Genomic DNA, 20,869 nt, shown 5'->3' on the forward strand with positions numbered 1-20,869 from the left:
TCAGGCGGCCGCCAGCACTGATTCGGCCACCGGAAGTACTGCAAGCTTCGGCGCTGCAACCTTCGGTGCCAGGATGCTGAACCGGTAGTCGCGCTGGAGCGGGTCCACCTGGACGGGCAGGTGACGCGTGCGCGCGCAGCCACGGAGCTCCTCCATGGCCTGGGGTTCCACGTCGGCGAGGGTCATGTCCAGTTCCAGAGCCAGCCCGGGGACCAGGGAGTCCGCGCGCTTCATCACGTCGTACAGGCCCTGAATGCTTTGGATAGTTACGTGGCCCTGGGTCTTAACCTGGGCCTTGGCGCCGTCGAGGTCAACGCTGACCAGCACCCGCAGCTTCTCGTTCACTAAGTTTTCTCCCCGTTTTAGAAAGGGCCACCACGCTGTGGCCCCCGACAACGATAGACGAATGTGACGTGGGTAACAAGTCCAGGGGCTGGGAGGCGCAGTTGGGATCTCTCGCGACCGGTGGCCGCCGGGTGTAATGGCAACATGAGCAGGAGCGGAAATGCCGACGGCGGTACCGCCGGCAACGAGGGTGCCGGCGGTACCGCCATCCAGGCAGTCAACCGTCCGCCGCTCAGCGTGACGTGGCTACTCCCCTCGCGCGCGGGTCACGGGAAAGCAGTATCGCCAAAGCGATCATGGCCAGGCCAAGAAGCAGGTGCAGCCAGTTATCAGCACTGTTGACCGGGACGAAGTTGGCGACGCTGTCGTGGTCGACCAGCAGGCCGTACAGCCACAGAACGAGGTAAACGACGCCGCCGTAGAGCAGGAAGTTCCTGGACCCGCTGTGGGACCGGGCCATCGCCAGTCCCGCTGCTCCAAACAGCAGGTGGACGATGTTGTGCAGCACGGAAACCTGGAAGATGCCCAGGAGCAGGGCTTCGGAGCCGTGCCCTGCGAAGCTCAGGGAATCGTAGTTGCTGGTGATCCCGGGAATGAAGCCGAGGACGCCGACGAGCAGGAAAACCGCTCCTACGCCCTGTGCGGCCTTTTGCAAGTTGGTTGTGCGTCCGGTGGTCCTGTTTGTGGTCGCCAATGTGGTGGCCTTTCTGCTCTCCGGTGCGGGTCGGCTGCTACTGGTGAACCAGCGCGCCACAATAATAAGCATGCTTACGATGAAATGGTAAGCAGGCTTGCTAAATTGTGACCGGAAGGCAATCTCGCTACGTCACCGCCGTCGCATTGGCGGGCGAACCGGTGGCCCCCGTGATGTTCAGCGGCTTGATGGTGACGAACGCATCCCAGGAGCCGGCCGCCCTGAGGTGCCGGCTGAGCGGGCCGAGCTGCCAGAGTTCTCCCAGGGGCAGGCCGAGCTTGGCGAGGAGCTGCTGGTGCATCATGCCGTGATCGTTCGGGGCCGTGTCCCGGAACGGGCTCGTGGGGACCGCCGGCAGGCATTCGACGGCGAAGTTGTCCGCGGCGATGACAGCGAGTCGGTTATCCCAGGCCCAGGCAACGAACTCGGATGATTGTTCGATGCCGCTGGCCCGCCGGCTGTCACGGAGGCTCTCCTTGTCCTCTGCCGGCAGTGAGAGGAACCATTCGCACCACCCTGTGTGCAGCATGAGGATGTCCCCGGGCCGGAGGGACACGGACTGCGCTGCGGCGGCGGCCTGGACCAGCGCGAGGCCCAGCGGCTGCCCGGCCGCGTGGTCGATCGGCGTGCCCTGTTCCCGGCAGTAGCCATCGAGGTCCACCAGGATGCCGCGGCCGACGATGGGCTGCTCGGCCCACGTCTGGATGCCGAGGTCGGCGGTCCCTTCCCGGATGCGGTCGTCGGGCGTGCCGTTGTAGAAGCCCACATCGTCTGCCCGGCGGTGCCGGAGGCCGTCGATCTGGCTGGAGCCCTGGAGGTAGTACCCGTCGAGGTAGTCGTCGCGGTGGGCAGGGTGCGCTGAGTAGATCGTGTGCCGGGGAGCCCGCCGTTTCAGGGACATGCCGGGGTCGAAGGCGTCGGCGGGGTAGTCGAGGCCGAAGGCGGTGCCGGTCCGGATGCAGCCGGCGGCTTCCCTGACGGCGTCCGGGCCGATGAAGGACGGGGTGCCGCGTCCGGCGTCGGGAAACAGGCCCCACGAGGTCCCCGAGAGGTGCCCATCCCGTTCCAGCAGGGACTTGTACGAGGGGTAGGTGGTGTCGGATTCCGTCGCGGTCATGGGGTACGGGCTTCCTGCTGCCGCTGGTCTTGTTTTGCCGGCTGCTTGTAGCTGAGCAGGAAGCCGGTGATGGCGCAGATGGACGCGGCGATGCAGGCCGGGACCTTGACGCCCTCATTCAGGGCTGCCAGCCACTCGCCCTGGCCAGTAACCAGGGCGAGGGCCTGCCCGGCAACGAACACGATGCCGGCGATGAGCAGTAGGGCCAGGCTGGCCACGAAGACGGAGTTGACGGTGCGTCGTAGCTTCTGCATTTCCATGCTTCCTAGAGGGGAACGCCGATGGGGAGAACGCCGACGGCGATCAGCACGCCGATGGCCAGCAGGGGCAGGGCGTAGAGGGTGAACAGGCGGGCAAAGGTCTTGATCGGGTCGACGTCGGCGATGCCGCAGGCAACGTACAAGGGGGCACCTCCCGGCGGGACCGCGGCCTCGCAGGAGGAGAAGACCAGCACGGCCACTGCCGCCGTGGTGGCAGGCACGCCGGCGGCTACCAGTGTGGCCACGCCGACGGTTCCGACGGCGGCCATGGTCGCCGTCGCGGACAGGGGCGCGGCGACGGCGATGACGATCAGCCCGATCAGGACGGCCAGCAGCCACAGCGGCAGCTGGAGCTCGTTCAGCAGTGCCGTCATCTGTTTGGGCAGGCCGGTTGCGGCCAGGGCGTTGGCGCCGGCGAACGCGAACACCACCGTGACGCCCACGACGCCGAAGCGCGGGGCGGACTGCTGCAGGAAGTCCCAGTATGCCTTCGGGCCGCGCGGCAGCCGCTTCCGGCCCAGGATGGCCCCGGTGATGATGAGGATCACCGGGATCCAGACGATGACGCTGACCGCTTTGGTCACGTCCGCGCCGGCCCAGTCCGTCAGGGCTGCGGCGATGGCACCGGAGGTGATGATCAGGGGGATGGCCACCACGGCGAACAGGAGCAGGGTGGCCCAGCCATGGCTGAACGCCCGCCGGATGGGCGTCCGGTGGGCGTGGTCCAGGGGCGCCATGCCGCTTTTGCGGATGAGCACGTAGGTGATGATCAGGCGGTGCAGGAAGCACCAGAGCCCGCCCAGCAGCAGGGGAAGGACAAGGTCGTTGACCTGCAGCAGCGGGCCGACGGTGGCGGATCCTACGAGGACGAACATGGAGGCACTGAACGGAAAAGTAATGCCCATTCCGGCGTTCCCGGCCACGAGCGTGGCCGCCGACGGCTTGTCGAGCCGGGACTTTTCCATCCAGGGGATGGTCACCGAGCCCACGGTCGCCGCGATCGCGGCCTGGTTGTGGACCACACCGCCCAGTCCGGCCGACGCGACCGTGGAGACCCAGGCCGGGCCGCCCTTGACGCCGCCGATCAGGGAGTTCAACAGGTCGATGAGCCGGTCCAGCACGCCCGTCCGCTCCAGCAGGTACCCCATGAAAACAAACGCCATGGTGGCGTAGACGATCTCATCGGTGATGGCGTCGTAGAACGAGCTCCAGCCCACCTGTGCGGCGGCCCCGGTGAACGGAAGGACAACGAGGAACCCCAGGAGCATGGCTTCGCCGACGCTGCGCTTGATGACAGTCGTCCAGAGCAGGATGACGGCCAGGTAGGCTCCCAGCGCCCAGATGCCGGTCATCGGGCTGCTCCTTCGGGCTGTTTGTTGGTTTCGGGGTTCATCGTTGACTCCCTGTTCATTGATTCTGCCTCATGCGCGGTCAGCGCAGGGCTGCCTCCGGTGCCGGGACTGCGGCGATCCGGGCCAGGGCGGCCGCCGAGGCTTCCGTCATTTCCGCCGGGGCGCCGAGCTCTGCAAGATAGCTGGCGGTGTCCTGCATTTCCCGGGACCTGCGCACGGCGTGCTTGGCCGTTCCGGTGAGGAACCTGTCGATGACGGCCTGGCCGTCGCCGGCGAGCTGACGCGCGATCTGCTCCCGGATCCAGTCTTCCAGCCCTGCTGCCCGGCCGGCAGTGACGGCTTCGACAACAACCGACGCCAGACCCTTCATCAGTACGCTGCGCAGCAGCTTGTGGGACATAGCCGCCCCCGGCCCGCCGTCGGCAATTTCGATGTCGGGCCCCAACGGCGTCAGCAGCTGTGCCACCGCAGCCGAACCGGGACCGCTGACCATGAGCGGCGTCTTGACTCCAAGGGCGGCGACGGGGCCGAGGATCGCGACGTCGGCGAACAGCGCCTGGCTGGGCAGCTGGCCGAGTTCCTCCATGACAGTGGGGGAGGAGGAGGTGAGGTCCGCGTAGGTGCTGCCGGCCGGAAGCACCGGCAGGCAGTCCTCGGCGACGCTGCGGGCGGCGGCGGCGCCGGTGAGCACCAGGACAATCTCCGCGTCCCGGCAGGCTTCGGCGGCGGTGGCCGCCCGGGTGATTCCCGGCGGGGTGGACGGGGCCACCGGGTCGAAGCCGGTGACCTGGTGGCCGGCGGCAGCCAGGGCTTCGGCGTAGGCAGCTCCTGCTTCGCCCAGGCCGATGATGGTGCACTTTGTCATGGGAGGTCTTTCCTTACTCCTGGCCGCGCGCGGCGATGATCGACGCGCGGCGGTTGGTCTCGTCTGCGAAAACTGCTTCTGCGGCGTCCGCCACGGCCGCGGCCTGCTCACGGGGGATGACGACGACGCCGTCGGAGTCGCCGATGATGATGTCGCCCGGCAGGACCGGAACGCCGCCGAAGGCGACCGGACCGCCGATTCGGTGCGGCCCGTTCTTGTACGGGCCTGCCGGGGTGACCGCACGGGCGAAGACCGGCATGCCGATTTCGCCCAGGGCCTCGGCATCGCGGGCAGCGCCGTCAAGGGCGAAGCCGGCGATGCCGAGGTTGATGGCACGCTCGCCGATCAGCTCGCCCAGCAGGGCGCGGGACTCGTCGCCGCCGCCGGAGACCACGATGACGTCGCCCGGCTTGGCCTGCTTCAGGGCCTCGTGGATGCCCTGGTTGTCGCCGGGGCGGGTCCAGACAGTGAAGGCCGGTCCGGCGATTTTCGCCCCGGGCCAGATCGCCTGGATCGCTGAGTCGGCGACGCCCAGCCGGTCCATGGCGTCACCGATGTTCGCGGCGGGCAGCTTGGCCAGCCGCTCGACCAGTTCCTGGTCCGGGCGGATGAAGGAGGTGTCCTGAAGGGCGGGGGTGGTCATGGCGGTGTCTTCCCTGGTGGTGTTGGTGTGGGCTGGGACGGGCGGGGGAGGGTTCGGGCTAGTCCTTCTTCTGAACCAGGGGCAGGACCTTCTTGAAGTCCCCTTCCTGGCCGGCCCAGAACGTCTCGTAGTCCTTGCCGGAGAGGTAGCTGGTCTGCAGGCCGAGGTCGTTCATCTTCTTGACGACCTCCGGGTCCTCGATGGCCTTCTGGAGCGCGGCCTCGAGCTTCTTGGCAACGGCGTCCGGCAGGCCGGCGGGGGCGGAGTAGCCGCGGGCGGTGCCGGCCTCGACGTCGTACCCGCTTTCCTTGAACGTGGGCACGTCCGGCAGCGACGGGGACCGCTCGGCGGTCATGACGCCAAGGACACGGGCCTTGTTCTGCTTGGTCAGGTCGGTCACGTCACTGACGTTCGCCACCAGGATGTCCACGTGCTTGCCCAGGAATGCCGTGGTGGCCTGGGAGGCGCCCTCGGAGAAGTGGACCGGGACGAACTCGGCGCCCGTGGTCTCCTGGATCTGGGCCATCGCGAAGTGCTCGCCGGTCTGCAGACCGGTGGTGCTCGCGGTCATGGATTTCGGCTTGGCCTTGGCCGCGTCGAGGAGTTCCTTGAGGGTCTTGTACGGGCTGTCCGGCTGGACGGCAATGACGGCGGGGTCAATGACCTGGCGGCCGAGCGGCTGGAAGCTGCTGCGCGTGTACTTCGCACCGCGCGCCGGGTCCAGCGGGGATACGACGACGGACGGGGAACCGGTGGCGCCGATGGTGTAGCCGTCGGGCTTGGCGCTGGTCAGCTGGGTGTAGCCGATCTGGCCGCCGGCGCCCGGTTTGTTGATGACCTCGACGTTGGTGCCAAGTTCCTTTTCCAGCACGGGCTGGACGAGGCGCGCTGCGGTGTCGACGGCGCCGCCCGATGAGAACGCGACGATGAGCTCAACGCTCTTGCCCTTCCTGGGGAAGTCGTCCCCGGAGGCGGCGTTTGTGCCGGCATTGGCGCCGCATCCGGTGAGGGCGAGCAGGGCGGCTCCGGCGAGGGCCGCGGTTACTTTCTTGCGTGACATGTTCTTGCGTGACAAGGGTCTTCTCCTTCGAAGAGGCTGGTTGTTGTGTAGTTGGGGACGGTTTAGGTTTCGGGGTCGTCGTCCATCAGGGCCTTGGGCTTCCGGAGCTTCAGCAGCGGGCTGCAGATGATCAGCGCGCCGAGGAGGATCAGCACCATGGAGATCGGGCGGTTGAGGAAGATGCCGAAGTCGCCCTGGGAGATTTCCAGCGATTCGCGCAGCGACCGTTCCATAAGCGGGCCCAGGACCAGGGTGAGGACCATGGGGGCCAGCGGGATCTGCAGGTGCCGCAGGGCCAGGCCCAGCAGGCCGAAGCCGATCATGACGAAGACGTCGAAGACGCTGAAGTTGATCGTGTAGGCGCCGATGACCATGAAGAGCAGGATCAGCGCGGTCAGGATGGAGGACGGCACCCGAAGGATCGAGGTCCAGAGTCCCACCAGGGGGACGTTCAGCAGCACAAGCAGCAGGTTGCCGATGAAGAGGCTTGCGATGATCGCCCAGGCAATCTCGGAGTGCTCGGTGAACAGCGTCGGCCCCGGGGTCAGGCCCTGCTGCAGGAAGGCCCCCATGAGGACAGCGATGGTCGGCGAAGCCGGGATTCCGAGGGTGAACAGGGGGATGAGTGCCGCGTTGGCGTGCGAGTTGTTGGCTGTTTCCGGCCCGGCGACACCCTCGACGGCTCCGCTACCGAGCTCGTTGCGATACTTGGAGAACTTCTTCTCAGCACCGTAGGAGAGCAGGGAGGCGACCGATCCGGTCATGCCGGGGATCAGGCCAAGCCCGAAGCCGATGCCGGTTCCGCGGGCCATGGCCGGCGCGCTGCGGCGCCATTCCTTGCCCGTGGGCAGCAGCGAACGGAAGCCGGGGGCGTGCACCACCGTCGACTCGCCCTTGCGGTAGGAGAGGATCTCGGACAGGCCGAAGACACCCACGATGACGGCCACGAAGCTCACGCCGTCCAGGAGCCGGTCCACGCCGAACGTAAACCTCGGGGCTCCCGCGACGGGGTCGATGCCAACCATGGAGATCAGCAGGCCCAGGGCCCCGGAGATCAGGGCCTTGACCATGGACTTTCCTGCCAGCGCCACCAGCAGGGAGATGCCGACAACCATGAGGGCGAAGAACTCCGGCGGGCCGACCAGAAGGCCGAGCTCGCCCAGTGGTTTGGCGGCGGCCACGAGTCCGAGCGTGGCGATGGTGCCGCCGACGAAGGAACCGATGGCGGCGATGGTCAGGGCAGCGCCGGCCTTGCCGATCTTGGTCATGGCGTGGCCGTCGATGGTGGTGATCGCCGATGCCGCCTCACCGGGCGTGTTCAGCAGCACGCTCGTGATGGTTCCCCCGTAGGCAGTGCCGTAGAAGATGGCGCAGAGCATGATGATCGAGCCGGTGGCGTCCATGTTCAGCGTGAGCGGAATGAGCAGGGCAACGCCTGCCACGGGGCCGATGCCCGGCAGCACGCCGATGACTGTGCCGAGCAGGCAGCCCAGGAACGCGAAGATGAGGTTCTGCCACGTCAGCGCGGCCGCGAAACCGTTCAGCAGTTCATTGAGGGTGTCCATGTCTAGAGTCCGATCAGGTTCAGGACGTTGATGGATGAGACGGGCAGGGCCACGTTCAGTCCGTAGTTGAATGCGTAGAAGGCTCCGACGCTTCCGGCCAAAGCGGTCAGCAGAGAGGACAGCCAGCTCCTCTTTCCCCGGATCTTCAGGTGGTACATCAGGAAGAGGAACATGCTCAGCTGGAAGCCGAGCAGGTCCATCACCGCGGCCAGCACCAGAAGGCTGACGACGACGGCTGTCACCAGTCCGCGGTCGGCACCCTCACCAGCGGCGCTGGGTTTCTTGAGCTCCTGCAACAGCCACAGCACCGACATCGACGCGAGCAGCGCGCCCATGGCGAACGGGAACAGTCCGGGCCCGGGTCCCAGGGAAGTCCAGAGGCCGAGGCCCACCGAACTAACCAGTACGTAGGCGCCCAGTGCCGCGAAGGCGGTGATCCCTGCCAGAACGCTGCGCGCTGGCCTCGCCCGGGCAGGGGACTGGGTCATGGTCGACTCCGTTGTCATTCGAAATGCCTTCCAATTGCTTTCATAGAATGAAAGTCTCTTACATCAGAAGAAATAGTGACACGGCCCACAGGTGCTGTCAAGCGGAGGGAATGAGGGCAGAAGTTACATAGAATGAAAGAATGACGGTCACCAATGCCCAGCCCGGCACTGCGGCGGACGACGGCGGCAAGCCCTCCAACATGCGCTCGCTGTCCCGGGCCTTGGAAGTGTTCGCGGAACTGCAGCGGGCCGACCGGCCGCAGCGGCTCAGCGACCTGGCGCGGAACTGCGGCATGAGCCTGCCCACGACGCTGCGCATCCTGCGGGTCCTGCAGGACTTCGGCATGGTCAGCCAGACGGACAAGACGTACCGGATCGGACCGGCCGTCCTGCCCGCGGCACGCAGCTACATTGAAAACGACCCCCTGGTGACCGCGTCCCGCCCCGTGCTCCAGCAGGTGGCGGCGCAGACTGGAATGACCGCGTCCCTGTACACCCGCCTGGGCCTTGAACGCATCCTGGTGGTCCGCGTCGACGGCGACGCCCCGCTGCGGTATGACATGCCCCTGGGCAAGCGGCTGCCCCTCACCGTTGGTGCTGCCGGCAAGATCCTGCTGGCCGGTGCCCCGGACGAACACCTCGAGGGCGTGGTGCAGGGCGCGGTGGCGGCCGGGCATGAAAAGCCCGACTTCAGCCTGGCCGAGCTCAAGGCCCGCCTGCCCGAACCCGGAACGGACTACGCCTACTCGGCCGATGAGCGTGCCACCGGAGTGCTCTCAGTCGCGGTGGCCATCAGCAGGTCGGGGCTGCCCAGCGAATCGATCGCGCTGACCAGCCCCGTGGAGGCAGCCACCGAGGACGGGCTGAAGGCAGGGGTGCCCGAGCTGCGGCGCGCTGCTGCCCGGCTTGCCGAACTGCTGGAGGGAACCGTCTACTAGGGACGGGAAAGGCGGGAGTCTTCATGGCAGGAATGCCGCCGGCCACGGTGGAGGTGAGTCCCGCCGTTGTCCATGCCCTCATCCGGGACCAGCGGCCCGACCTCGCCGGCCGCTCCCTGGTACGGATAGCGAACGGCTGGGACAACGCGACATTCCGGCTCGGTGCGGACCTGGCGGTCCGGCTGCCCCGCCGCGAGGAGGCTGTGCCGCTGGTCCTGCATGAGCAGCGGTACCTTCCCGGCATCGCCGGCCGTTCGCCGGTCCCGGTTCCCGTGCCCGTCCACGCCGGCTGGCCGACGCCGGACTTTCCCTGGCCGTGGAGCATAGTGCGGTGGGTTCCCGGCGCTGCTGCGGCCGACGCCGGTCCGGCGGACCGCGAACACGCCGTTGACGGCCTGGCCGCCTTTATCCTGTCCCTGCACGTTCCCGCGGAAGCGGACGTCCCGGTGAATCCCGTCCGCGGGGTGCCGCTGGCGGACCGGGACGCGGTGCTGCTGGAAAGGCTGGGGGACCGGGAACGCTACCCAGACGCCGCCGGGTTGAACGCGGTGTGGGCTGAGGCCCGTGCGGCCGCAGCCTGGGACGGTCCGGCAATGATGCTCCACGGGGACCTGCATCCGGCCAACATCCTGCTGGCAGCCGACGGGTCACTGGCTGGCGTGATCGATTTTGGTGATGTCGGGGCCGGGGATCCGGCAGTGGATCTCGCCGTCGGCTGGTTGATGTTCGACGCCGGGACGCGCCAGCGCTTCACGGGCGCCTTTGGCTCCTCGGTAGACAGCGCCACCTGGGCCCGTGCCCGCGGCTGGGCACTCGTCCTGTCGACCGCGATGGTGAGCAACTCCGACGACAACCCACGGATGTTCTCGGTGGGGGAGTTCGGGATCCGGCAGGTCCTGGAAGGCTGAAGCCAGGCCGGGCGGCAATTCCGCGTAGGGTGGGCGCATGGAAACCGGTGGGAACGAGGGATCCGCATGGACAGACGGACCCCTGATCCTTGGTGTGCCGTGGGAACCGCCCCGCCGGTTGATTGCCGCCGCTGCCGGCCTCGCCGACGGGCTGGGCGTGCACCTCATCTGCGCTTTCGTGGATCCCTCCGGCTATCTGGCTGAATTCGAACCTGCACGGTCGCGCACGGCCAGCTCCATCGACCCCGACACCAACAGTGAGGCGCTGTTCCCGGCCGCTGACGTGCGGTCCTCGCTGGAATCGGTCATGGGCGCCCCCGGGGAGGCGTGGTCCCTTCGGGTGCTCAATGGTTCCGTTCCGGATGCCCTGGCACGGCTGGCCGACAGCACCGGAGCCTCGGCAATCGTTGTCGGAGGTCCCCGCCGCGGCGCCCGGGCGCGTTTCAACCGGATGCTTGAGCAGCCGGTGTCTGCCCGGCTTATGGGCATCCAGCGCCGACCCGTGGTTGTCATCCCGGAGGTGTAGCCGGGCGCCGCCTCGTTCACCTGGGCTTTAAGCTGGCCTGTTAAAATCCGGACCACGATCCGCTGACGTGAAGGAGATCCCGATGGCACAGTCCTCCAACCCAATGGTGCCCGGCGAAGACTGGTGGGTCCGGGAAAACCTGCGCCAGGCGATCGACGACCTCGTGGAATCGGGGTACACGGTCAGCGGCGGGCAGGGCGAGGACCCCGAGCTGATCGACCCGGGCGGATCCGCGGTGGAGACGTGGCGGGAGGACTATCCGTATGCAGAGCGGATGACCCGCCGGGAGTACGAGATGGAGAAATACCTGCTGCAGATCGAGCTCCTGAAATTCCAGTACTGGGGCCAGGACAACGGGCTCAAGAACGTGATCGTGTTCGAGGGCAGGGACGCGGCCGGCAAGGGAGGGACGATCAAGCGCTTCACCGAGCACCTGGATCCCCGGTCGGCCAGGACCGTGGCGCTCGGCAAGCCCTCCGACCGGGAACAGGGGCAGTGGTATTTCCAGCGCTACGTCCAGCACCTTCCGACGGCGGGCGAGATCGTGATGTTCGACCACTCCTGGTACAACCGCGCCAACGTGGAAAAGGTCATGGGCTTCTGCACGGACGAGGAGTACCGCAGCTTCATGTGGCAGGTCCCGGAGTTCGAGCGGATGCTGGTGGACTCCGGAATCCACCTGAACAAGTTCTGGTTCTCCGTGACCCGCCGCGAGCAGCGCACGCGCTTCGCCATCCGCCAGATCGACCCGGTCCGGCGCTGGAAGCTCTCGCCCATGGACCTGGCTTCACTGGACAGGTGGGACGACTACACCGAGGCCAAGGAGCAGACGTTCCTGCGCACCGACACGGACGACGCGCCGTGGATCACCATCAAGTCCAACGACAAGAAACGCGGCCGGATCAACGCCCTGCGCTTCTTCCTCAACCAGTTCGACTACGAGGGCAAGGACACCTCCGTGGTGTACGAACCCGACCCGCTCATCGTGCGGCGGGGCCGAGAAGCGGTGGGCGACTGATCCTGCGTCTCTAGTAGTCTTCGTCAGGCGGGGAATCCCCGCCAGCCGCCTTGCGGCCTGCGCGCCATCCCGGCAGGGCGGCATCCAGCGCGTCTGTCCGATCAGGGGTGAGGTCGCCGTGGCGGAACTTGTACCGCTGGCTGCGCAGCCAGCCGCCGAGTTCCTTTTCCGGCACGGCCACGCCGGGGGTGGTGCGTGGCCAAGGGTGTCCCGCGGCCCGGTACGCGGCCAGCTGCTGCAGATGGTCCTGCCACTGCTGCTCCTCCCTGACCTCCCGGGGCCTGCGGCGCCAGTCGGGCAGGACGGACAGGCCTTCGGCGATGACCGGATGCAGGATGCCCGCGTCCGCATCACGGCGGCGGCGGCGCAGCCACTGGGCCAGTTCCCGCTCCGCCTTGTCCTCGGCGTTGCGGGACGGGTAGCGGCCCGTTGCGTCGACCATGGCCAGCAGCTGATACAGGCGTTTGAGGCCGGGCGCCGCGTAGCTTTTTCCGGCGGCAGTTGCTGCGCGGTGCTCGGTTTTCAGGGCGGGATCGGCGGCCTTGACTGCCGCAAGGTGGGCCGCGACGGCGGAAGCCTTGACCCGGGCCAGCTCGGCGATCTTCTTCCGGGACATGCCCTTGCGGTACATCAGGGTCCACTCCGGATGCGCATCCCTTGGCGTCTCGAGAGGGCCGGCGTGTTCCTGGTCCACCATGGTCATGACGTTCTGCAGGGCAGTTTGGCGCGGATCCGCACCCCGGGTGTAAGGGGAACCATGGGCAAAGGATAGCCAGAGGAGTCCGCTGCCCGGCCGGGTGTCCCTACTTTTCACCCAACGTTCATCCAGGGAAGCACAGCCGGAGCGGTGCTGGGGTTGGGCGGCGGGTGCCCCCGGTGTCCGGCTACTTACCGGCCACGCGCGACGTCGAGTCACGGATCACGAGCTCGGGTTCGACGACGTAATGCCGGGCAGGTTCTCCGGTCAGGATCTGGTGGTGGAGCATCTTGAACGTGGCGATGCCCAGTGCCTGGAAGTCGAGCTTCATGGTGGTCAGCGGCGGCGAGAAGTAGGCGGCGGCAGGCATGTCGTCCACCCCGACGATGGAAAAGTCCCGGGGCGCCCGGAGTCCGCGTTTCTCCATGGCACTCATGAAGCCGAGGGCAATCTCGTCATTCGCGGCGAAAACAGCCGTGAACGTGCCGGACTCTGCGGCTTCGCCTGCCTGGTATCCGGCGTCCGAGGACCAGTCCTTGGCGACATCGAGCACCTGGGGGTTAAGGCCGGCGCTCTGCATGGCATCACGGTAGCCGCGCTCACGCTCCCGGGCTTCATTGCGGGTGGAGGGTCCGGCCACATGCAGGATGTCACGGTGTCCCAGTCCGATGAGGTGGCGGGTCGCCTCCCAGCCGGCCGCGTGCGAATGCGTGCCTGCTGAGCCTTCGTCGGAGGACGGAAGCTCCGAAACCGTGATCAGCGGCGTCGACTGGTCCCAGCCGGCGAGCAGCTTGTCGACGCCGGGCAGCGGTGTGGACACAACTACCCCGTCGACCTGGATGGACTTGAAATGCGCCAGTGCCCGCCGAGCCTCGGCTTCCCAGTTCTTTGCCTCAAAGTCGAGATTCAGCGCGGCAATCGTGAGGGTGAAATCGGCCTCGCGGGCCGCAAATCCCAATCCCGTGAGCACGCCCGCGCTTCCGTAGACAAAGGCGCCCATGGTCAGTACGCCCACTGAGTTCGTCCGGCTGGTGCGAAGGGCCCGGGCAGACTGGTTGGGCACATACCCCAGTTCCTCGATGGCGGCGGTGATCCGCTCGCGCGTCTCGGCGCGGACGTAACCGACGCCCGTGAAGTAGCGCGACACCGTCTGGGTGGAGACGTTGGCCAGCCTGCCGACGTCGGCCATGCTGGGACGCGCTCCCGCCTTCGATCTCGTCATGTCCGCCTTTCTTCGCAGCAGTCTGCACCCTATGTGGTCCCCAGATAAGTTTACGATCACCCATGTCTGAACTGGGCCGATTTGTCCTTTTTGAAGGAATATTGGTCAACCGGTTGACGTGAGTTATCGTAAACCCCCATACTCCTTATGGGCTAGGTCACACATCTTCGGCCGAGATAGCAGTGACGAAAGCACCCTCAACTGAAACCTACGAAAGGACGCGACGATGCGTTTGCTTGCCAAAGGCGCTGTTGCTCTGACCGCCATTGCCGTTCTGGCTGGCTGCTCCGCCGGAGCCGGCTCCTCTGCTTCCGGCAAGACCCAACTCGACTGGTGGGTGATCAACCCGGCCTCCCCGACTGCGGCTGCGGCCCAGGACAAGATCATCAAGGATTTCGAAGCAGCAAATCCGGACATCACCATCAAGAAGACCAACCGCGCCGTTGACGCGCACAAGGACGCGCTGCGGACCTCCATCGGCACCTCCGCCGCTCCCGACATCTACGACTTCTGGGCAGGGCCAGGCCTCGGCGGCGAGCTGGTCAAGAACGGCGCCAGCGCCGACCTCAGCAGCGAGTACACCCAGTACAAGTGGCCGGAGCGTTTCACCGAGGCTGCACTTGGGCCGGCCAAGCAGTATGGCGGCTACCACGGCGTTCCGTGGAAGCTCAACGGCGAAGCCCTCTACTACAACAAAGCCCTGTTCGAAAAGGCCGGCATCACCAAGCTGCCGACGACCATCGACGAGCTGAACGACGCCGCCGCCAAGCTCAAGGACGCCGGCATCACCCCGATCGAGTTCGGCGGCACCGTCAACTGGCACGTCATGCGCCTGCTGGACACCTTCCTTGAGGGCTACTGCGGCTCCGAGACGTTCGACAAGCTGGTCACCAACAAGGCCAACTGGGGCCAGGAGGAATGCGTCACCAAGTCCTTCACCAACCTCCAGAAATGGTCCAAGGACTACTTCAACACCGGCTTCATCGGCATCAACAACGACGAGTCGTCCGCCCTGTTCTTCAGCGGCAAGGCCGCCATGGCACTCGAGGGCGACTGGTTCAACGCCCAGATCAAGGACAACGCCAAGGCCGAAGACTTCGGTGTGTTCCCCCTGCCCACCGGGACCGGGCGCATGTACGGCTTTGAGCAGGCCATGTACATCACCAAGGACAGCAAGCACAAGGATGCCGCGGCCAAGTTCCTGGACTTCATGATGTCCACTCCGGTCCAGCAGGAAACCCTGGGCCAGTTCTCCACCCAGTCGGTGAACAAGGAAGTCAAGCCCGCGGCCTCGGACGAACTGAGCAAGTCCTGGAACGGCATCTTCGAGAACGCCGAGGGCCTGTACATGAACAACGACCAGAACCTCACCCAGGCCCAGACCACTGAGTACTGGCGGATCCAGAACCTGGTTGCAACCGGAGGCCTGGACCCGGCCAACGCCGGCGCTGAATTCCAGAAGTTCCTCGATTCGAGCAAGTAGCTCGTTCGCTGAAGGGCGGGACTGCGCCCCGCACGCGGCCCGCCCTTCAGCTCCCCGCCCTTCAGCACCCCTGCCCTTCAGCCCACTGACCGATCCACAGATCAAAGGCGACCTACTCTTGTCTAAGCTCACAGCCACGCGCCTGGAGACACTACCGGGCCCCGTTACGCGGCAACCATCAAAGAAGCCGCTCCTGAAGCGCATCGCCGGCGGCGGCTTCGTCGCAGCCCTGCCCTTCCTCGCTCCCGCCCTGGCAGCCTACGTTGTCTTCGTCATCGGCCCGATGGTCAGCGCCGTGCGCCTGAGCCTCTTCGAGTGGTCCGGCTTCAACGCGGACCCGCAGGTATTCGTCGGCTTCAAGAACTACGTCCGGCTCTTCACCGCCGATCCGGTGTTCTGGACCGCCATGCAGAACACGATCGTCTGGGTTCTGCTCTCCCTGGTGATCCCCACCAGCCTCGGCCTGGTGATGGCCCTGGCACTGAACCGGCCCATCTTCGGCCGGAACCTGTTCCGCTCCGTCTTCTACATTCCCGGCGTCCTGGCGCCGATCGCCATCGCCAACATGTGGCGCTGGATGTACAACCCGAACTACGGCGTCTTCTCCGAACTCGCCAGGGCGTGGCACATCGGTGACGGCTCGGGCGTCACGTTCCTCAGCGACCCCAAGGTGGCCATCTACGCCATCTTCGCCGCCTTCGTCTGGCAGATCGCGGGCCTGAACATGGTCCTCTTCCTCGCCGGCCTGCAAAGCGTCTCCAAGGAACTGGTCGAATCGGCCCGCCTGGACGGGGCTAACAACTGGAAAGTCTTCCGGCACGTGACGTTCCCGGCCCTCCGGCCCACCGTCGTCGTCGTTCTGGTGCTGACCATCGTCCACTCCATCAAGGTCTTCGACCTCGTGGTCGGCATGACCGGCGGCGGCCCGGCCCAGTCCTCGCAGGTGCTGGCCCTGTGGTCCTACTCCCAGTCCTTCCTGCAGCACGACTTCGGCATGGGCAACGCGGTGGCCACGGTGCTGCTGGGCATCACCCTTGTCCTTGTCATCCCCTACCTGATCTGGTCCACCAAAGGAAACGAAGACTGATGAGCACCCTCACTCTCGGGCGCGCAAAGCACGCCGACGGGACCGCCCGTCCACGCCGCAACGTCGACTACGTCAGGATCGGCCTCTGGCTCGCCCTGGCCGTGACCATGGTCATCTGGGCCATGCCCCTGATCTTCGTGATCTTCACGTCCCTGAAGTCAGAAGCCGCCATCTTCTCCACCTCGTCCTTCGCGTTCCCCGGCTCGCCTGAATGGCAGAACTACACCGAGGCGCTGGAGACCGGCAACCTCCTCACCGCCGGCGGCAACAGCCTCCTCATCGCAGCGATCAAGGTCCCCCTGGGCCTGCTGTTCTCCGCCGCTGCGGCCTTCGGCCTGTCCCGGATCCGCTTCAAGCACAGCAAGCTGCTGCTCGGAGCCTTCGCGCTTGGTTCCATGGTGCCCATCCAGGTGGCCCTCGGCCCGCTGTTCAAGACCATCCTGGACATGGGCCTGCTCAATCACCCGCTCGGCGTGATCCTGCCCTACATCGGCTTCGGACTGCCCATCCAGGTCTTCATCCTGCACGGCTTCTTCAGCGCCGTGCCGAAAGAGATCGACGAGAGCGTCCGCGTAGACGGCGGCGGCAACTGGCGGCTGTTCTGGCAGATCATCCTGCCCCTGTCCAAGCCGGCCCTGGCTGCCCTGTTCATCCTGGACTTCGTGGCCACCTGGAACGAATACGCGATCGCCCTTGTCATCCTCCAGGACCAGGCCGCACAGACCATCCCGCTGGCCATCCAGGGCTTCCAGTCCCAGTTCACCAGCTCCTACGGCCCGCTGAACGCCTTCACCATCATGTCCATCCTGCCCGTGATGATCGTCTACCTGCTGTTCCAGCGCTACTTCGTCCAGGGCATGTTCACCGGCGCCGTCAAGGGCTAACCGGCCCTTCCGGTCCCCACCATCTTCCACCCCACTTTCACCGCAGAAAGGCCACCATGGCGACCTTTACCGCACAGACCCCGCTGTTCGATGTCATGCGCGACCCCGCAGGGCACGAGATCCTGGCCAGCCACGTCCCCGACCTGGCAGCCAACCCCCTGCTGCACACGCTCTACCACTACCAGCTCGGCCTGATCCTCGGCACCGAGGAATCCCTGCGCGACGACCCCCAGAAGAGGGCGGAGATCCTCGCCAAGATCGAGGCGCTGGACCCCGTACCTGCCGGCCAGGACCGCTCCGTGCGGGACATCGAGCGGCCCTCCGGTTACGAACCGGACTCCGTGGAAACCGGCAGCGCCGCCGCCGAGTATCCGGCCGAGGCCCGCAAATGGCAGCGCTTCGAGCTCACCCTCCAGGGTTCCTCGCACGGCAACCCGTTCACCGACGTGGACCTTCACGCGACCTTCAGCAACGGCGACCGGACCCTGCGGGTTCCGGGTTTCTACGACGGGAACGGCACCTACCGCATCCGTCTGCTGGTGCCCGCGGAGGGCGGCTGGTCCTTCACCACGGAAAGCAACGCCCGCTCACTGGACCAGATCACGGGTTCGTTTACAGCGGCAGGCACCGAACCGGCGTCGCGCGGTGTGGTCCGGGTAGCGGATAAGTTCCACTTTGCTTACGACGACGGCACCCCCTACCTGCCGATCGGCACCACCTCCTACGTCTGGACGCACCAGGGCAATGAGCTCGAGGAACAGACGCTCGCGTCCCTGAAATCGGGACCGTTCAACAAAATGCGCATGTGCGTCTTCCCCAAGTCCTACCTGTTCAACGAAAACGAACCCGGGATCTACCCCTACGAGGGATCCCTGCAGGAGGGCTTCGACTACACCCGCCCGAATCCTGCCTACTACCACCACCTGGAACGGCGCATCAGCCAGCTCGAAGAGCTGGGCGTCGAAGCCGACCTGATCCTCTTCCATGCCTACGACCGGTGGGGCTTCTCCACCATGAACGCCGCGGCCGACGACCTCTACGTCAAGTACGTCACCGCCCGCCTGGCCTCGCACCGGAACATCTGGTGGTCCCTGGCCAACGAATACGACCTCATGTTCGAGAAGACCACCGAGGACTGGGAACGCTTCGCGGCCATCGTGCAGGAGAACGACCCGAACCAGCACCTGCTCTCCATCCACAACTGCCGTGAGTTCTACGACCACAGCCGGCCCTGGGTCACGCACTGCAGCATCCAGCGGCGGGACATCTACAAGACCGCCGAGATGACCACCGAATGGCGCGAGCAGTACGGCAAGCCGGTCGTCATCGACGAATGCGCCTACGAGGGCAACATCGACCAGGGCTGGGGCAATATCACCGGCGAGGAAATGACCCGGCGGTTCTGGGAAGGCGCCATCCGCGGAGGCTATGTGGGCCACGGCGAAACCTACGTCCACCCGGAGGACATCCTCTGGTGGGCCAAGGGCGGCGAGCTTCGCGGAACCAGCCCGGACCGGATCGGCTTCCTGCGCCGCATCCTCGAGGAAAGCCCCGGCGGGCACCTCGAACCGCTGCCCGGCCACTGGGACGCCCCCAGTGCAGGCATCAAGGACCGGTACGAACTGATCTACTTCGGGTTCAACCAGCCGACGTACCGCCGGTTCGTCAAGCCGCAGGACCAGACCTTCCAGATCGATGTCATCGATACCTGGAACATGACCGTGGAAACCCTCCCTGGCACGTTCTCCGGCCGGTTTAGGATCGAGCTGCCGGGCAGGCAGTTTGTGGCCGTGCGGCTGCGCGCCGTCTGACCGTCCCCGATGGCCGGGGACAGGTCTTCCTGTCCCCGGCCGTCACACCGGATGTGAACCATCCCGACCTCGAAGCCCTTCCGACCGAAAGCGCAGACGTGATCCTCGCCGAGAACGAATCCCGACTCCATGCACCGGCCCGAACGATTGAGAACGGCCCGTGGCGCGTGCAGCTGCGCGGGGACGAACTGGCGGACATCGAGTACCAGGGACACCCCGTCCTCAGAGCCATCAGGCCAGTGGTCCGGGACCACGACTGGCGGACGCTAGTACCTGAAGTCGAATCCGTCCCCGAGGTTGAATCTGCGACTGGCGACGACGACGACGCGTCCCTCCGGCTCGCCGTCGGCTTTACCGGTTTTGGCTCCGAGTACGCTGCCGACGTGGCCGTCAGCTTTTCGGGCGACGGGCTCACGGTTGCCTTCGACGGTACCGCGCCTCAGGATTTCCGCAGTAACCGGATCGGCCTGGTTGTCCTGCACCGGCCCGACGACGGCGGACGGCGCGTCATCATCACAGCCCCAGACGGGACCCGCACAGAGTCAGCTTTTCCAACCGACGTCAGCCCGCACCAGCCCTTCATGGACATTGCCGCGCTGGCCTGGGAACGCGACGGCACCGCCTACACACTCGAGTTCAGCGGCGACGTCTTTGAAACCGAAGACCAGCGGAACTGGACCGACGCCTCCTTCAAGACCTACAGCACCCCGCTGTCCCGCCCGTTTCCGGTCAGTGTGCGCGCGGGGGAGCGGGTGCAGCAGAGCATCCGCCTCACGGCCGCACCCACGGACCAGGCGGCCGGATCAACAGCCCCTTCGACTTCCGCGGAACGGGCCGACGGCGTGCTGACGGTGCACCGGCAGGTCCAGGGTTTTGTCCCTGGGCTGGGAACGTCAGCGTCCCGCTCAGCGGCGAGGCTCGGCGTCGTTCCCGGGCTGGACGCCCTAATCGTTGAGCTGCCGGGCAGCGGCCCCGCAGCAGCGGAAGTCCTGCACCACGGAGAGCGGCAGGCCGCCGAGCTGGACGCTCCGCTGGACGTGCGGATCACCGCGGCCAGTGCCGCCGACATTGCCCCCAGGCTGGACCTGCTGCCCCTCGGGAAGGTGGCCAGGCTCGGGGTGTTCAGCTCCGACGGCCATGTCACCGAACCGGAACTGTGGGACGAACTGCGCGTCGAAGCGCAGCGGCGCGGCTTCACCGGCACCCTGCTCGCCGGCGCCCGCTCCCATTTCACCGAGCTCAACCGCCGCCAGGACGTCCTTCCCGGTGACGCCGGCGCCCTCACCTACAGCATCACGCCGCAGATGCACGCCACCGAGGTGCCTCATATCGTCGAAAGCCTCCCGATCCAACGGCTCACGGCGCTGAACGCACTCCGCATCGGGGCCGGCAAGCCGCTGCACATTGGCCCGGTCACACTCAAGGCCCGGTTCAACGCCGTCTCCACGGACGGTGGCTATGACCCTGCGACAGTCGAAGCGATGACCACGGATCCGCTGCAGGGCGAGGACTTCACCGCCGCCTGGCTGCTGGGCAGCATCGCGGCCCTGACCCTGCCCGGCGTCGATTCCGTCAGCTACTTCGAGGCCAGCGGACCCAGAGGCTTTATCGCCGACGACGGGACCCCGACGCCGGCCTTCCGGCTCTTCGAAAAACTGGCCGCCCTGCGCGGCGCCGAAGTGCTGGAGGCACCGCAGGGGATCCCCGGGCTGGTCCTCTACCCGGTTTCATCAGGCTCCGGCGTGTTGCTTTTTGCCGCGAACCTCACGGCAGAACCGCTGACCACAGCGGTCCGGCTTGAAGACGGCGAAACCCACACCTTCGACATTCCCGCCTGGTGCCACACGGCCCGGCGGCTCGACTGATCCCTCCACCCGGAGCCGATCCATCCACCACGAAATGAGGA

21 protein-coding genes are annotated in these 20,869 nt (G+C 66.4%); 9 read left to right on the plus strand and 12 right to left on the minus strand.

The features are described 5' to 3' along the window. The 10 genes from BWQ92_RS13000 to BWQ92_RS13045 all read right to left on the minus strand — a co-directional run bounded on the left by BWQ92_RS13000 (nt 1) and on the right by BWQ92_RS13045 (nt 8,407). The gene (locus tag BWQ92_RS13000) at nt 1-345 is read right to left on the minus strand and encodes a hypothetical protein (RefSeq protein ID WP_076800062.1); all 345 of its coding nucleotides are present in this window, start codon (nt 343-345) and stop codon (nt 1-3) included. Between the two features lie 232 nt (nt 346-577). Then, nucleotides 578-1,039 (minus strand): DUF4383 domain-containing protein, encoded by a 462-nt coding sequence (locus tag BWQ92_RS13005; protein ID WP_076800064.1) that lies wholly within the window; start codon nt 1,037-1,039, stop codon nt 578-580. Between the two features lie 127 nt (nt 1,040-1,166). Next, complete coding sequence (locus BWQ92_RS13010) at nt 1,167-2,156, minus strand: cyclase family protein (RefSeq protein WP_076800066.1); 990 nt, start codon at nt 2,154-2,156, stop codon at nt 1,167-1,169. Further along, a complete protein-coding gene (locus BWQ92_RS13015; RefSeq protein ID WP_335633062.1) occupies nt 2,153-2,416 on the minus strand; it encodes a hypothetical protein in 264 nt (87 codons plus the stop codon). The genes BWQ92_RS13010 and BWQ92_RS13015 overlap by 4 nt, the downstream gene beginning before the upstream one ends. A 5-nt stretch (nt 2,417-2,421) precedes the next feature. Further along, nucleotides 2,422-3,768, minus strand: coding sequence for a TRAP transporter large permease subunit (locus BWQ92_RS13020; protein ID WP_076800067.1), 1,347 nt, complete (start codon nt 3,766-3,768; stop codon nt 2,422-2,424). 79 nt (nt 3,769-3,847) lie between these two features. After that, complete coding sequence (locus BWQ92_RS13025; protein WP_076800069.1) at nt 3,848-4,633, minus strand: NAD(P)-dependent oxidoreductase; 786 nt, start codon at nt 4,631-4,633, stop codon at nt 3,848-3,850. Nucleotides 4,634-4,646: 13 nt separating this feature from the next. Then, nucleotides 4,647-5,276: an RraA family protein gene (locus tag BWQ92_RS13030; RefSeq protein WP_076800071.1), complete on the minus strand. Its 630-nt coding sequence runs from the start codon at nt 5,274-5,276 to the stop codon at nt 4,647-4,649. A 58-nt stretch (nt 5,277-5,334) separates the two neighbouring features. After that, nucleotides 5,335-6,336 carry a tripartite tricarboxylate transporter substrate binding protein gene (locus BWQ92_RS13035; RefSeq protein WP_076803701.1) on the minus strand — a complete coding sequence of 334 codons (1,002 nt, stop codon included), beginning with the start codon at nt 6,334-6,336 and terminating at the stop codon, nt 5,335-5,337. A 62-nt stretch (nt 6,337-6,398) separates the two neighbouring features. Next, entirely contained in the window at nt 6,399-7,901 is a 1,503-nt protein-coding gene (locus tag BWQ92_RS13040) for a tripartite tricarboxylate transporter permease (RefSeq protein ID WP_076800073.1), read from the minus strand. A gap of 2 nt (nt 7,902-7,903) precedes the next feature. Then, on the minus strand, nt 7,904-8,407 hold the full coding sequence (locus BWQ92_RS13045; RefSeq protein ID WP_076800075.1) for a tripartite tricarboxylate transporter TctB family protein: 504 nt from the start codon (nt 8,405-8,407) through the stop codon (nt 7,904-7,906). Between the two features lie 122 nt (nt 8,408-8,529). Here BWQ92_RS13045 and BWQ92_RS13050 point away from each other — a divergent pair, with 122 nt between their 5' ends. The 4 genes from BWQ92_RS13050 (at nt 8,530) to ppk2 (ending at nt 11,779) form a co-directional block, all read left to right on the plus strand. After that, the gene (locus BWQ92_RS13050) at nt 8,530-9,327 is read left to right on the plus strand and encodes an IclR family transcriptional regulator (protein WP_076800077.1); all 798 of its coding nucleotides are present in this window, start codon (nt 8,530-8,532) and stop codon (nt 9,325-9,327) included. Nucleotides 9,328-9,350: 23 nt separating this feature from the next. After that, nucleotides 9,351-10,235 (plus strand): aminoglycoside phosphotransferase family protein, encoded by an 885-nt coding sequence (locus BWQ92_RS13055; protein WP_076800079.1) that lies wholly within the window; start codon nt 9,351-9,353, stop codon nt 10,233-10,235. A 37-nt stretch (nt 10,236-10,272) separates the two neighbouring features. After that, the gene (locus tag BWQ92_RS13060) at nt 10,273-10,761 is read left to right on the plus strand and encodes a universal stress protein (RefSeq protein WP_076800081.1); all 489 of its coding nucleotides are present in this window, start codon (nt 10,273-10,275) and stop codon (nt 10,759-10,761) included. Nucleotides 10,762-10,843: 82 nt separating this feature from the next. Then, the gene (gene ppk2, locus BWQ92_RS13065) at nt 10,844-11,779 is read left to right on the plus strand and encodes a polyphosphate kinase 2 (protein ID WP_083706302.1); all 936 of its coding nucleotides are present in this window, start codon (nt 10,844-10,846) and stop codon (nt 11,777-11,779) included. Nucleotides 11,780-11,789: 10 nt separating this feature from the next. Here ppk2 and BWQ92_RS13070 read toward each other — a convergent pair whose 3' ends face one another. Both BWQ92_RS13070 and BWQ92_RS13075 read right to left on the minus strand, forming a co-directional pair. Continuing rightward, nucleotides 11,790-12,593 carry a helicase associated domain-containing protein gene (locus BWQ92_RS13070; protein WP_157365151.1) on the minus strand — a complete coding sequence of 268 codons (804 nt, stop codon included), beginning with the start codon at nt 12,591-12,593 and terminating at the stop codon, nt 11,790-11,792. 70 nt (nt 12,594-12,663) lie between these two features. After that, nucleotides 12,664-13,698 (minus strand): LacI family DNA-binding transcriptional regulator, encoded by a 1,035-nt coding sequence (locus BWQ92_RS13075; RefSeq protein WP_076800083.1) that lies wholly within the window; start codon nt 13,696-13,698, stop codon nt 12,664-12,666. Nucleotides 13,699-13,924: 226 nt separating this feature from the next. Between BWQ92_RS13075 and BWQ92_RS13080 the strand changes: the two genes are divergently transcribed. The 5 genes from BWQ92_RS13080 (at nt 13,925) to BWQ92_RS13100 (ending at nt 20,828) form a co-directional block, all read left to right on the plus strand. Then, nucleotides 13,925-15,181, plus strand: coding sequence for an ABC transporter substrate-binding protein (locus tag BWQ92_RS13080; protein ID WP_076800085.1), 1,257 nt, complete (start codon nt 13,925-13,927; stop codon nt 15,179-15,181). Between the two features lie 118 nt (nt 15,182-15,299). After that, the gene (locus tag BWQ92_RS13085) at nt 15,300-16,268 is read left to right on the plus strand and encodes a carbohydrate ABC transporter permease (protein WP_236782951.1); all 969 of its coding nucleotides are present in this window, start codon (nt 15,300-15,302) and stop codon (nt 16,266-16,268) included. Then, a complete protein-coding gene (locus BWQ92_RS13090; protein WP_076800087.1) occupies nt 16,268-17,152 on the plus strand; it encodes a carbohydrate ABC transporter permease in 885 nt (294 codons plus the stop codon). The genes BWQ92_RS13085 and BWQ92_RS13090 overlap by 1 nt, the downstream gene beginning before the upstream one ends. 56 nt (nt 17,153-17,208) lie before the next feature. Then, nucleotides 17,209-18,963, plus strand: a complete 1,755-nt coding sequence (locus tag BWQ92_RS13095) for a DUF5605 domain-containing protein (protein ID WP_083706304.1) — start codon at nt 17,209-17,211, stop codon at nt 18,961-18,963. A 53-nt stretch (nt 18,964-19,016) separates the two neighbouring features. Next, nucleotides 19,017-20,828 (plus strand): hypothetical protein, encoded by a 1,812-nt coding sequence (locus tag BWQ92_RS13100; protein WP_076800089.1) that lies wholly within the window; start codon nt 19,017-19,019, stop codon nt 20,826-20,828. Nucleotides 20,829-20,869: the final 41 nt, after the last annotated feature.

The sequence above is a fragment of the Arthrobacter sp. QXT-31 genome, from assembly GCF_001969265.1.
Classification (GTDB): domain Bacteria; phylum Actinomycetota; class Actinomycetes; order Actinomycetales; family Micrococcaceae; genus Arthrobacter.

Excerpts from the sequence above, each read along its gene's own strand:
- ppk2 (WP_083706302.1), top strand. The coding sequence starts at position 10,844 with ATGGCACAGTCCTCCAACCCAATGGTGCCCGGCGAAGACTGGTGGGTC.
- BWQ92_RS13025 (WP_076800069.1), bottom strand. The coding sequence starts at position 4,633 with ATGACAAAGTGCACCATCATCGGCCTGGGCGAAGCAGGAGCTGCCTAC.
- BWQ92_RS13035 (WP_076803701.1), bottom strand. The coding sequence starts at position 6,336 with ATGTCACGCAAGAAAGTAACCGCGGCCCTCGCCGGAGCCGCCCTGCTC.
- BWQ92_RS13055 (WP_076800079.1), top strand. The coding sequence starts at position 9,351 with ATGGCAGGAATGCCGCCGGCCACGGTGGAGGTGAGTCCCGCCGTTGTC.
- BWQ92_RS13010 (WP_076800066.1), bottom strand. The coding sequence starts at position 2,156 with ATGACCGCGACGGAATCCGACACCACCTACCCCTCGTACAAGTCCCTG.
- BWQ92_RS13080 (WP_076800085.1), top strand. The coding sequence starts at position 13,925 with ATGCGTTTGCTTGCCAAAGGCGCTGTTGCTCTGACCGCCATTGCCGTT.
- BWQ92_RS13045 (WP_076800075.1), bottom strand. The coding sequence starts at position 8,407 with ATGACAACGGAGTCGACCATGACCCAGTCCCCTGCCCGGGCGAGGCCA.
- BWQ92_RS13030 (WP_076800071.1), bottom strand. The coding sequence starts at position 5,276 with ATGACCACCCCCGCCCTTCAGGACACCTCCTTCATCCGCCCGGACCAG.
- BWQ92_RS13020 (WP_076800067.1), bottom strand. The coding sequence starts at position 3,768 with ATGACCGGCATCTGGGCGCTGGGAGCCTACCTGGCCGTCATCCTGCTC.
- BWQ92_RS13090 (WP_076800087.1), top strand. The coding sequence starts at position 16,268 with ATGAGCACCCTCACTCTCGGGCGCGCAAAGCACGCCGACGGGACCGCC.
- BWQ92_RS13075 (WP_076800083.1), bottom strand. The coding sequence starts at position 13,698 with ATGACGAGATCGAAGGCGGGAGCGCGTCCCAGCATGGCCGACGTCGGC.
- BWQ92_RS13015 (WP_335633062.1), bottom strand. The coding sequence starts at position 2,416 with ATGGAAATGCAGAAGCTACGACGCACCGTCAACTCCGTCTTCGTGGCC.
- BWQ92_RS13050 (WP_076800077.1), top strand. The coding sequence starts at position 8,530 with ATGACGGTCACCAATGCCCAGCCCGGCACTGCGGCGGACGACGGCGGC.
- BWQ92_RS13095 (WP_083706304.1), top strand. The coding sequence starts at position 17,209 with ATGGCGACCTTTACCGCACAGACCCCGCTGTTCGATGTCATGCGCGAC.
- BWQ92_RS13040 (WP_076800073.1), bottom strand. The coding sequence starts at position 7,901 with ATGGACACCCTCAATGAACTGCTGAACGGTTTCGCGGCCGCGCTGACG.
- BWQ92_RS13060 (WP_076800081.1), top strand. The coding sequence starts at position 10,273 with ATGGAAACCGGTGGGAACGAGGGATCCGCATGGACAGACGGACCCCTG.